At 47.9% G+C, this 12,368-nt stretch carries 11 protein-coding genes; 2 read left to right on the forward strand and 9 right to left on the reverse strand.

The genetic code is table 11. From position 1 onward, the window contains the following. Nucleotides 1-40: 40 nt before the first annotated feature. From ptsP to AF331_RS07540, 8 genes are all read right to left on the reverse strand, one after another. Nucleotides 41-1,762 (reverse strand): phosphoenolpyruvate--protein phosphotransferase, encoded by a 1,722-nt coding sequence (gene ptsP / locus AF331_RS07505; RefSeq protein ID WP_053427469.1) that lies wholly within the window; start codon nucleotides 1,760-1,762, stop codon nucleotides 41-43. After that, nucleotides 1,762-2,028, reverse strand: a complete 267-nt coding sequence (locus AF331_RS07510; RefSeq protein WP_048004236.1) for a phosphocarrier protein HPr — start codon at nucleotides 2,026-2,028, stop codon at nucleotides 1,762-1,764. The genes ptsP and AF331_RS07510 overlap by 1 nt, the downstream gene beginning before the upstream one ends. A 230-nt stretch (nucleotides 2,029-2,258) precedes the next feature. Continuing rightward, a complete protein-coding gene (locus AF331_RS07515) occupies nucleotides 2,259-2,519 on the reverse strand; it encodes a hypothetical protein (protein ID WP_053427470.1) in 261 nt (86 codons plus the stop codon). A gap of 80 nt (nucleotides 2,520-2,599) precedes the next feature. Continuing rightward, a complete protein-coding gene (locus AF331_RS07520; RefSeq protein WP_053427471.1) occupies nucleotides 2,600-3,856 on the reverse strand; it encodes a hypothetical protein in 1,257 nt (418 codons plus the stop codon). Beyond that, entirely contained in the window at nucleotides 3,808-5,022 is a 1,215-nt protein-coding gene (locus AF331_RS07525) for a DUF58 domain-containing protein (RefSeq protein ID WP_053427472.1), read from the reverse strand. The genes AF331_RS07520 and AF331_RS07525 overlap by 49 nt, the downstream gene beginning before the upstream one ends. Nucleotides 5,023-5,027: 5 nt before the next feature. Continuing rightward, nucleotides 5,028-5,960, reverse strand: a complete 933-nt coding sequence (locus tag AF331_RS07530) for an AAA family ATPase (RefSeq protein ID WP_053427473.1) — start codon at nucleotides 5,958-5,960, stop codon at nucleotides 5,028-5,030. A 440-nt stretch (nucleotides 5,961-6,400) separates the two neighbouring features. Then, nucleotides 6,401-7,132, reverse strand: coding sequence for an SDR family NAD(P)-dependent oxidoreductase (locus AF331_RS07535; RefSeq protein WP_082346798.1), 732 nt, complete (start codon nucleotides 7,130-7,132; stop codon nucleotides 6,401-6,403). Nucleotides 7,133-7,221: 89 nt separating this feature from the next. Continuing rightward, nucleotides 7,222-7,416: a hypothetical protein gene (locus tag AF331_RS07540; protein ID WP_053427475.1), complete on the reverse strand. Its 195-nt coding sequence runs from the start codon at nucleotides 7,414-7,416 to the stop codon at nucleotides 7,222-7,224. 164 nt (nucleotides 7,417-7,580) lie between these two features. Here AF331_RS07540 and AF331_RS07545 point away from each other — a divergent pair, with 164 nt between their 5' ends. Next, nucleotides 7,581-7,760, forward strand: a complete 180-nt coding sequence (locus tag AF331_RS07545; protein ID WP_048004243.1) for a YkvS family protein — start codon at nucleotides 7,581-7,583, stop codon at nucleotides 7,758-7,760. 52 nt (nucleotides 7,761-7,812) lie between these two features. Here the strand turns inward: AF331_RS07545 and AF331_RS07550 are convergent, their stop codons facing one another. Beyond that, nucleotides 7,813-8,856 (reverse strand): YkvI family membrane protein, encoded by a 1,044-nt coding sequence (locus AF331_RS07550; RefSeq protein WP_053427476.1) that lies wholly within the window; start codon nucleotides 8,854-8,856, stop codon nucleotides 7,813-7,815. Between the two features lie 223 nt (nucleotides 8,857-9,079). Here AF331_RS07550 and AF331_RS07555 point away from each other — a divergent pair, with 223 nt between their 5' ends. Next, on the forward strand, nucleotides 9,080-12,103 hold the full coding sequence (locus AF331_RS07555) for an efflux RND transporter permease subunit (protein ID WP_053427477.1): 3,024 nt from the start codon (nucleotides 9,080-9,082) through the stop codon (nucleotides 12,101-12,103). The last annotated feature ends 265 nt before the right edge of the window (nucleotides 12,104-12,368 follow it).

The raw sequence follows: 12,368 nt of genomic DNA on the forward strand, positions 1-12,368 counted from the left end.
TTCGATACTTCTCTTTACCCTTTCCCCCTGTTTTGAAACCTTATTCCATTGATGTTGCTTTTTTAACGACCTCTTGAACAGCATCATTCGTATCGAGTGTCAATACATGTTCAGCCATTTCCTTCATTTCGGCTTTGCTCAGGTTCGAGATCTGAGAGCGGGCACGAAGGATTGACGTGGCACTCATGGAGAACTCATCCAGACCAAGTCCAAGAAGGATCGGCACGGCGATTTCGTCTCCGGCCATTTCTCCACACATTCCAGCCCATTTCCCTTCTTTGTGAGCCGCATCGATGACCATCTTCACAAGGCGAAGGATCGCCGGATTATACGGCTGGTACAGATAGGAAACGCGTTCATTCATGCGGTCGGCCGCCATTGTGTATTGGATCAAATCATTTGTTCCAATCGAGAAGAAGTCCACTTCTTTAGCGAACACATCAGCCATGACCGCTGTAGAAGGAATTTCAACCATGATTCCTACTTCGATATGATCCGATACTTCTACTCCGTTTTCAAGAAGGGCCTTTTTCTCCTCTTCAAGAACGGCTTTGGCAGCACGGAACTCATCAAGGTTTGAAATCATAGGGAACATGATTTTCAGATTACCGAAGGTGCTTGCTTTAAGCAGTGCACGCAATTGTGTACGGAAGATGTCCTGTTCATCAAGGCACAGGCGGATGGCCCGATAGCCGAGGAATGGATTCATTTCCTTAGGCAGATTCAAGTATGGAAGCTCTTTATCTCCGCCGATGTCCAACGTACGCACAACAACAGGTTTTCCTTCCATGCCTTCAAGGACGGCTTTATAAGCTTTGAATTGCTCTTCCTCTGTTGGAAGCTCATCGCGGCCCATGTAAAGGAATTCGGTCCTGTACAGACCCACACCTTCACCGCCATTATTTTTCACACCTTCAAGGTCATTCGGAGTACCGATATTTGCCGCCAGCTCGACATGTTCACCGTCTTTTGAAACAGTCGGTTCATTGACGAGTTTAGCCCATTCGGCTTTTTGCTCCTCATAGCGGGCATGCTCTTCTTTGTACTGAGCCACTACTTCAGGAGTCGGATTGATATGTACTTCTCCATTCAATCCATCCACGATGATGAGATCACCGTTTTCCACTGATGAGGTAACCGTTTTCGTACCAACCACTGCAGGGATTTCCATGGAACGAGCCATGATGGCCGAGTGGGAAGTACGACCACCGATATCAGTGGTGAACCCTTTGACGTATTGACGGTTCAGCTGGGCAGTATCAGAAGGGGTCAAATCTTCAGCGATGACAATTACCTCTTCTGTCACCATGCTTGGGTTTGAAATTTGCACGCCAAGTAGATGTGACAGGACACGTTTGGTCACGTCACGGATATCGGCCGCACGTTCTTTCATGTATTCATTGTCCATGGACTCAAACATGGTCACGAACATATCCGCTGTTTCCTTAAGGGCGAATTCAGCGTTTACATTTTCAGATTTCACTTTGTCTTCAATCGGTGTCAGTAGTTCTGGGTCGCTAAGAACAAGCAGGTGCGCTTCAAAGATCTGGGCTTTGTCTTCTCCAAGATCCTCCCGTGCTTTATCACGGATAGCTTCTAGTTCGGTTTTTGATGTGGAAATAGCATCCTGAAAACGGGATACCTCTGCCTCAACATTATCAACCGCTTTCTTTTCGAAGCTGAGATCAGGTTCGACCAGGCGGTATGCTTTTGCAATGGCAATCCCGTTGGATGCTGCAATTCCGTTAAGAAGGCTGGACATTACTCAGCAAGACCTTCTTTAGTAAGTGTTTCTTCAAGGCTGTTCAACGCTTCTGCTTCATCGCTACCTTCAGTGATGATTGTGATTTCTGCATCTTTACCGACACCTAGAGACATAACACCCATGATTGATTTCAAGTTTACTTTCTTATCTTTGTATTCAAGATGTACATCGCTATCGAATTTGCTTGCCGTTTGAACCAATAGAGTTGCCGGGCGAGCGTGAATTCCTGTCTCAGCTGTTACTGTGAATGTTTTTTGTGCCATGTGAATCGACTCCTTAATCATATCTGTTTTAGGTTTGATCTATAAAAAGAGCCGGAATGATGATGAAAACGGTTAGCATTTTCTTCATTAATCCTTTCTTCCTATAAACCTGTTCAAAAAAAAATAATAGCACGCAATGGGGAGATACACAATTATAAAATCCTGTTTTTTTAGTATTTCTTACATTCAGGCTCAATATGTTCCTTATTATGTTAGAAACTTCAATAATTTTACTTTGTGTATTCCGTTTGTTTCCTACCTATCATATTGTATCCAATCTTCGCTTTGGCAACCGTCCCTTTTAAGATCCGTTCACGGTCGCTCTGTTCATCCGCAATGACTGTCACCAGATCACAGATGCATCTTGAATAGACTTCTGCGACTTTCTTCCAATCTTTATTATCCGTAGCGCCACCATCCTTCACAAGCTCTTCCATTCCCTCTAGCACCAGGCTTTTCACCCTCAACGCAAGTTCGGCTTCCCTTTTCATGCTCAACATCCCCTTTTAAGAATTTTGAACCTGATCCAGCTTATTCGGGATCCTGCATCTTCATACGGGATCCCGTGTTCTTACGCTTCTTTTTCGCTTACGGGGCTCATGGCGGATGTATGGACCTCCATTCTGAGGACAAAGAAATCTCCGTCTTTAGAAGATACTCCGCCCCGTCCGTACCGGACCTGTTCATAAATAGTGAAGAATCGTTCTTCATCCTCCAGGCCAAGCCTCCTGAACCACCCACGCAAGTCCTCATCGGTTTTTCTTCCTGCATTCTTTGAGTGGGCAAAGCGTTCGAATTCTGTCACCGATTCACGGATCCGGTCATCCGCTTGACTATAGTCGTAATCGGAACTCCGCGGGCCATCCACTGGTTTATCGGAATAGGCTTGGACAGAGAACCCCTTCCTTTCCCGAAGGGAGGCGGCCGTTCCCCTCCTTTTCATGTAGAAGTACAAAATGATGAGGAGGATGGCGATGATACCAGACACCAGCACGAGCCAATCAAGTGACATCCCCTGCGAAATCGGAAGGGGCTCTCCAGTCTCGACCTCCCCTTTTTCGAACGACCCTTCCTCACCCTCTCCATATACTTGATTGAATAGAGAAGACACCAGGTCCCGTAAATGCACGATCGCATTATAGATGGGATCCACGGCGAAGGAGAATACCCAGAAGATTTTTGAAAACACCCAGTATATCCCTTGCATGAGGACGAAGCTCACCAATCCAAGGACTGTTGCCACTCCTGCTATGGCACCCATGAGCGTCAGGGGGACATAATAAGGACGTTTCCCTGACCCGTGGGTCATCATCCGCTGAATGGGCGTCACACTGACAGTCAACAACAGGTACAGGAAGATCGAGACAATGACCGGTGTTCCGTTCTCCATCCCCCTCATGGGACTCGTCATCATTGACGCTGCGGCAATGGCTAGGAAGATTGCCCATGCACCGCTGCTTATTTCGATGTTGGATTCCATGTCCTGTAGGTGGGCATTCATCCTCCAGTAAAGGAACACGAAGGCACCGGCCATGAAGATCGGATTGATCGTGAAAAAGAATACGCCCACCAATAGGATCAGTGCAAACATACCGTAAAGCGGAAGCGGGTTTACTTTACCAGTGCGCACAATCATGGCAGACCACACAGATAACGCAATGAAGGATAGCAGCAGCAGAGGCAGATAGTCCTTGAGAAGAGGATCACTCGGTGCAAGGAATGTCAAAAGGACGAATGCAAAAAGCGTTTCTACTCCCGCAAGGAAGCAAAGCTTCATGGTCAGGAGCTTCTGGTAATCGGTTGACCCGGAACGGATTTCATATTCCATCGCGATGCCACCCCCTGTTCATTCAATGTAGTAAGCTCGAGGATTTGTGTCCCCCCAGAAGCGATTTGCATCAGCACGCGGTCGATCTCCTGATCCAGCTCTCCGGCAAGAAGGATGACGGGCGGTATCCATTGCCTGCTCCGCATATGCTGAAGGACGAGCTCGAATGGCATGGTGAAGTCATCCGTCGACAGGGCTGATAGCAGTTCCAGTCCCCTCTGCATATGGGGTTTTCCAGATCCGGATGGCAGGTGGAAGTACGGCGTGGCACCCGGTCCCCTCGTATTGATCACCATGGAGAATGGGATGTCCCCTTTTACTGCCAGCTGCATCATGTAGGCAGCTTGGCTGACGATCGATTCCAGTCGGCCCGTGATCGCATAACGGTCGGACAAGTTGATGGCGATCAGCCACTCTTTTTGCGTGGACGGTGCAAACTGTTTTGTCTGCAGATCCCCGGTCCTCGCTGAAGCTTTCCAGTGGATGTCCTGAAACCTGTCTCCTGCCACATACCCCCTCGTACCAACGATTTGAAACGGATCGCTGTACAGGGAATGAGGGGTGAACACATCTCCAAAACGCATCGACATGGGGTGATTCTCCACCACGACAGGAGTAGCATGTGGAAACACCATCAATGTCGAAGGAATCGGATCCATCAGCTGGAGCACAGTCCTCCCACTCCCGAACAGATGGGGGATATGGAGCTCCATGGAGGTGATCCGGCAAAGTCCCCTCCTTTTCCCAATTACAGGGATGGTGACCTCCACCCGCTCCCCTTTATCTGCAGAGAACGGAATCGCGACTTCCACCATCCCAGACGAAATGTCATATCGCAGCTGCTTGGACGCGGGTTCTACGATATCCTTGAATTTCAGCTTCAATGAGGCACCCCAAACCGGGAGCCCTTCATTACGGAAGCCGAGCGTCCACTCACCTGCCTCTCCTTCATGCATCCGTACCTTTTTAGGTGTCGAGTCAAGCTTCACACCCTCCCCCGCCCTTAAAAGGAACCAGCGGTGGACACGCACGTAGACGATGCATAAGAGAAGTACCCCGGAAGCGATGTACGATTGTACAAATAAGCTTCCGGCCAGCATGATGACAAGAAGCATCGTGCTCATATTCAGATACGGATCTTCCCCGATATCCCGTTTCCACCTCATACCCCCTACCTCGCTTCTACCGGTACCATGACACGCTCAAGAACCTGCCGCATCACTTCCCCGGTCGTCTTTGTCATGGAAGCTTCCAAAGTGAGGGAAATCCTGTGTTCAAGTACATAAGGCGCCGTCACCTCGACATCATGAGGGGTCACATAGTCTCGGCCGTTGATGAAGGCATATCCTTGAGAGGCTTTCAATAAGGCAAGACTGGCCCTTGGACTCGCTCCCACTTCGATCGACTCATGCTCACGTGTCGCCCTTGTGATTTTGAGTATGTAGGTTTCGATATCAGCGGACACATGGGTCTCCTTTACTTCTTTGGACAAACGGCGGATCGTCTCCAGGTCCATTACTGCCGTTGTGGGATCCTTCGCCAGCGGACGCTTGAATCGTCCGAGGATGCTCCGCTCTTCCTCGAAATCCGGATATCCGAAAGGAATCTTCAACAAAAATCGATCGAGCTGAGCGGCAGGAAGCGGAAATGTTCCCTGCTGAGATTCAATCGGATTTTGAGTGGCGATGACAATGAAGGGCGGTTCAAGTTCAATGGTTTCGCCATCGATGGTGAACTGCTTTTCTTCCATCACCTCAAGCAGGCTTGCCTGTGTCCTTGGTGTGGCACGGTTCACCTCATCTGCAAGGAGGACATTTGTGAGGACGGGTCCGGTCCTTAGTTCAAATTCTTGAGTTTTCGGGTTGAAAAATTGGATTCCCGTCACATCACTCGGCAGTACATCCGGCGTGAACTGAATTCGTTTGAAAGACCCACTGATCGATTGTGCAAAGGTTTTGGCCATGAGGGTCTTCCCGGTCCCCGGAACACTTTCCAGGAGCACATGTCCATCCTGGAGAAGGGCGATCATCAAAAGATCGATTTCTTTTTCCCTTCCTACCAGTACTTTTTCCATTTCTTTTTTCAATTCTTGTAATGAAGACATCCGTCTTCCCCCTTTTCTCTTCTATGAGAATGTCTTTAGCTTATTGATTATACCCCCTTAAGTGTAAAACAGTATACAAATATTAGCAATAATCAAATAATTCTATCCATAAACACAAATAAAATGAGGATGGGACAAAACTAAATAAAGCCCCTTTAATGCCGAACACGATCAGTATAGGATCTTAATACCGCTCATGATCTCCGTGCAAGACTTCGCTTTCCGCGGGTAGCCCGTGAGCCTCCTCGGCACGCCTGCGGGGTCTCACATCAGCTACTCTTCCCGCTGGAGTCTTCGTCTTGCACTCCGATCAACCGCTGGAAACGATGAAATTTGAATGTTCATTAAACAAATTTAAAACCCGAATCATTTGCTTTATCGTAGGCAAATGATTCGGGTTTTACTATGACTAAAACATATTTGTCTCAGACTCCATTTGTTCAATGTTCGTAGATCATCTTTCGTGACATCCCGCCGTCGATGATGAGATTTTCACCCGTTATAAAGTCATTTTCCGGGTCTGAGAGGAATAGGCAGGCTCTGGCGATATCCTCCGGCTTCCCGACCCTCCCGGCAGGGTGCTGGGCATGGTCGATGTCCCTCAGGGACTCATAGTCCTCTGTCGCAATCCATCCTGGACTGATGGAGTTGACGCGGATTCCGTACTCACTAAGCGTGATGGCCAAGGAGTGGGAGAGACTGTAAATCCCTCCTTTGGTGGCTGAGTAAGCTTCTGTATCCCTCTCTGACATGAAAGCGCGAGTCGAGGACAGGTTGATGATGCTACCGCCTCCCTCCTTCATCAGTTTCGCCGCTTCCCTGCTGCAGTGGAAGACGCTTCCTAGATTAACAGAGAGGATGCGGTCCCACTCCTCCGGTTCGAGCTCCCAGAACGACTTGAATTTCGAGACTCCCGCATTATTGATCATGACGTCCACTTTTCCGTGATCGGCACCGATCTTTGAAAATGCACCTGCAACGGCAGCGTGATCTCCTACATCGACTTTATGAAAGCGGGTCTTATGACCTTGTCCGTTCAGTTCCTCGGCAAACCCAAGACCACTTTCGTCTATATCCATGAATTCCACGATCCAGCCTTTTTCAGCGAATGCCTTCACGAGACCACGGCCGATCCCATTTGTCCCTCCTGTGATGCAGATGATTCGTTCCATATCCCTTGCTCCCTTCTGACAGTACATTCTCTACAAGCTTACCCGTTATTCTGTGAAAGAAACGTCGCCTGCGGACGTACAGGTGGTCTTTAACTTCTGGCTGTCTCCAGATAATGATAAACGGCGTGTCCCCCTTGTGCAGCTATACCTCTGAAGTGCTTGAAATCCTTTTGTTTCACAAGGACCGATCGAAAGGACAAAAAGTCTTCTTTTCTTACATACACTTCATTTAGTTCCCCAGTTCGCAATCCTTCCACTAATCCTTCAATCTCTTTGACATCCATGGTAGATCCTCCTTTTGATTCTCTTTCCTATTTTATCGGGTCATATTGAAACCTCAAGAATTTTTTCTTGATGAAATTTTCCAAAAACTCTTTACTCTTTCCTCACTTTACGTCAAAATATTAATAATCGTTTGTAGATTTCTGGTAAAAAGGAGATGCCTCTAATGAAAAAAGCGGAGATTGGGAATGTCATTGAATTCAGGAATGGGTTAAAAGGAGTCGTCGAGAAGGTGAACGAAAACTCAGTGATCGTAGATTTAACGTATATGAAGAACTACCGGGATCTTGAGTTAGAGGAAAAAACCGTTGTGAATCATAAAAATTATACCGTCGTGGAAGCATGAGTCGCACAGAACAGGCCGTCAGTGAACTGACGGCCTGTTCTTATCCATATGATCAAGGTACTGCCTTATGTCCCTTCTTCCAGGCAACCAGGAGCATAAACAGGATGCTCATATACCCGAATAGCGGATATAAATAGGATAGCAAACGGCTGTATTCAAAAAAGCTCAGGCTGTAAATCACGACAATGATCATAGTGAATACAAAAACTCCCGGGATGGATAGATAGCCCGAAAGCTGTTTTTCCAGACCGAAGATCCCGCCGATGACCGACGTGAAGATTTCTCCATAAATAATAATGATATAGAGAAGATACATGCCTGAAGCAAACGTCTTCATCATGACCGCCATGGGAATCTCATAGTGGGTGACATCGGGGATCAGGCTAAGCGTCAAATGACTGGAGATGAGGATGACCGTCAACAGGACACCTCCAAGGTATCCCCCATATTTGATCATCTTCCGGTCCTTCAATTCACCGGCGATCGGAACGAGGACCGCTTGGGCCATGGCAAGATTGAAAGCCACATAGGCAAAGGGTGAAAGCACCGTCTTCCACCCCAGACTGTCATCTCCCTTTGAGAGCACCATGCCGAGATCAGGCTGGTGTGTGAAGGAGACATAAAGCAGATACAGATTGAAAAAGATCATCAGGGGCACCACGATGGTATTGACTGCAAATAATCCCCTGGTCCCCACAAGCATCGTCAGGAACCCTAGACCAAGCGTAAGAACGATACCGAATTGCCTCGATTGGCCCAGTTGTTCTTCGAAGACTGCTCCCGCCCCTGCCACCATCACCGCTGAAACCCCGATCAGCATGAGCATCATCAACAGATTCATCCCTTTTGAGAACCACTTGCCGAACACATATTCATTGAACTGCTCATAAGATCTCGCTTTGATATCATGGCTGATCACGAGGATCTTCGTCCCTAGCATAATGAACAGCCACCCGCTTACCACGATACCCACCAATCCATAAATCCCGAATCTCGTAAAAAATTCAACAATTTCCCTTCCAGTTGCAAACCCGGCACCGATGACCGTCCCCACGTATACGGCGGCGATTTGAAAAGCGCCCGATAGTCGTTTCATTCCATCACCTCGTACTTCTACTCTTATAACTGTATGTACAGGCCCCCCGAATCAGAAGTACAGATTGCACCCATTTGTTATGTCTATTTAGAAATAGTGTAAAACGAACATATTCCCACGGGCTTTTTCATGTCTTTGTCATTATAATGAAAATAAGTCTTGTGTCCCTTACCAACATATGAGGGATCACATAAATGAAACCATACAGAAAAGAGGAATCCACGTGAATTTTTTTACCCGTTTTAGCCTGAGGAATGCAGTAGCGGTCTTTATCATTTCATTCCTTCTCATCCTCGGGGGGCTATATTCGTTCCAGAAACTCAAACTGGATCTGCTCCCGAATATCGAGTTTCCTCAGCTTTCAGTTGAAATCGTTTACCCTGGGGCATCCCCCGGCGATCTCGACGATAAAGTGACATCGGATCTCGAGGAGAAATTCAAAGGTGTCGAAGGAGTCAAACAAGTATCAAGCTCCACCTACGAAACGATTTCAGTCATCAACCTTGAATTCCCCTTCAATACAGACATGGATGAAGTGGAAAGGAAGGTGGACTCCCTCATCTCTGACAGCGACCTTCCGGATGAAGTGACCACCGATATCAGCCGGACCTCATTCGGAGCGCTTCCGATCTTCAATATCTCGCTATTTGCAAAGGATAATGCTGATTTGCAGTCCCTGTTGGAAGATGACGTCATCCCTGAATTGAAGAAAATCGAGGGAGTCAATTCCGTTTCTGTCGGTGGACTGAAGGAAGAACTTCTTCAAATTACCATCGATAAAGATAAAGCAGCTGAAAATGGACTCAGCTTGACGGATATCAAAGACCAGATCAATGAAAAGGACCTTTCTTTCCCCGCTGGGAATCTCGATGGGGATAATATTCAGGTCCCTGTAAGGGTGCAAGAGAAAGTCGATACCATCAACCAGTTGAAAGAGATTGTCCTAACATCGAAGGTCAATCCACAGGCCACTCCAACATCCCTTGGTGATATTGCCAAAATTGAAGAGGTGACCGACCGTCCTGAAATCACCCGTTATAATATGGAAGATTCATTCTCCATGGCCATCACCAAAAAGCAGGACGCCAACACCGTGGAAGTAGCTGATCAGGTTCTTGAGGTAATGAAAGATTACAAGGATGACTTCAGTTATGCCATCGGATTCGATTCGGCAGACGGAATCAAAAAATCCGTTGAGACCTTGGTGAAAGAAGGTCTTCTCGGCGCCGTATTCGCCTCTCTGGCCGTTCTTCTGTTCTTACGGAATATCCGTGCGACGATCATCGCCATCATCTCGATTCCCTTGTCGCTGCTCGTGTCTTCGATTTTCCTGGCTCAGCTCGATATCTCACTCAATATCATGACCCTCGGGGGCATGGCCGTGGCAGTGGGACGCGTAGTGGATGACAGTATCGTCGTCATTGAGAATATATTCAGGCGCGTCAGGAAGTCAGGTGAAGAGATCAATGATCAAATCATTGAGGACTCGACAAAAGAAATCCTGAAAGCCATCACGTCTTCTACGTTGACGACAGTGGTAGTATTCCTTCCGCTTGGATTCGTCGGCGGAGTGACGGGAGAGTTCTTCCTTCCGTTCGCACTGACCATTGTATTCTCTCTGCTCACATCCCTGCTTGTTGCCATCACCATCGTTCCGATTCTGTCCAAATTCTCATTCAAGAAAGTTCCGCCAGAGGAAAAGGAAGGGAGACTACAACGATGGTATGCACGGGCAATTGAGTGGTCGTTGAACCATAAAACCGTCATCATCGCCCTATCCCTTGTCACCCTTCTCGGGTCTTTTGCACTTGCCGGCAGGCTGGGCTTCACCTTCATTCCAAATGAAGAGCAAAAGCAGCTCGTGGCAAGTGTCCAACTCCCGTCCTCCACTTCACTTGAAAGGACCAATGACGTGTCCATGAAGCTGGAAGAATTCTTCGATGGGGAGAAAGAAATCAAAGAAGTGACGGCAGGTATAGGTAGCCGTGATTTCCAAACTGGATTGAAACGGAAGAACCAGGCCAATTACTTCCTTACCCTCGATGAAGATACGAATGTGAATGCTTATCTAGAGGACTTGCAAAAGAATATGGAAGACATTGTATACAAAGATGAACCCGATGCAAAACTCGGCGTCCAGGAGCAGCAGACTGGTGGTCCTCCAAGCAACAACAACGTGGACATCGATCTTTTCTCCAATAACCTCGATTCCCTTCAAACTGCTGCGAAGGAAGTAGAAGCGTACATGAAGGATCAAGATCAATTGAAGTATGTGAACAATAACTTCTCTGAAAAACAAAAGCAGATCATCATCGATATCGATCCTGAGAAGGCCGCAAAAGCGGGCGTGTCCGGTTTCCAAGTGCTCGGGACCGTGACGGACCAGACAGAACCCGTATCTGTCGGGACTTTGCCGCTGGACGGGACGGATCGAAAAGTACAATTAAGCTATGAGGATCAAACATCCTCCAAAGAGGAACTTGAAGATCTCACCCTATTCACTGCGAAGGGGCCAGTCCCGCTTACAGATATCGCGAAAATTGATGAAGTCGAAGGCTACACGTCGATCCAGAAGCTAGAAGGAAAGATCTATGCGCGTGTCAGCGCACAGATCTCAAGTGATGATATCCGCACCGTGTCACAAGAAACAGTGGACGGTGTGAAGAAGCTCGATCTTCCTGACGATGTATCATTCGAGGGTGGAGGCGGAAGCGACGAAACGGTACAGACGTTCCAGGATCTCGGTCTCGCCATGCTGATCGCCATCGGTCTCGTCTACATCACCATGCTGATCACATTCGGGAAAGCAAGGATTCCGTTCATCATCCTGTCATCCCTGATCTTTGTGCCGATCGGCTCTCTCCTCGGACTGTCGGTCGCCAATGAACCACTCAGCGTATCGGTTATGATCGGCCTGCTCATGCTGATCGGAATCGTGACCACCAACGCCATCGTCCTCGTGGACCGCATAGGGCAAAACAGGGAACAAAAAGGTATGACCATCAGGGATTCCCTGATCGAAGCGGGCAAAACGAGGCTGCGTCCGATCCTCATGACGGCGTTTGCGACGATTACGGCCCTTCTACCCCTGGCGTTCACAACATCATCAGGTACGCTCATCTCCAAGGGGCTCGCCATCACAGTAATAGGTGGATTGACGTCTTCGACCTTACTGACGCTCATTCTTCTACCTGTCCTGTACGAAGTTTTCTTCTATAAAAAGGTAAAGAAAGAATTGAAAAAATAAGCACGACAAAGGAGTTTGAAAAAAACAAAATTATGACGAAGACGATTAATATAGGTTCTTACTAGCCCTCATGATTCCCGTGCAAGACTTCGCTTTCCGCGGGTAGCCCGTGAGCCTCCTCGGCAAGCATGCGGGGTCTCACATCCGCTACTCTTCCCGCTGGAGTCTTCGTCTTGCACTCCAACCAACCGCTTGGAACAATCTAATCGTCAGGATCATGAAACAAAATGAAAACCCGGATTCCATTGCCTTATCTCAGGCAATG

Origin of the sequence: Rossellomorea marisflavi (assembly GCF_001274775.1) — a bacterium.
Taxonomy (GTDB): Bacteria; Bacillota; Bacilli; order Bacillales; family Bacillaceae_B; genus Rossellomorea; species Rossellomorea marisflavi.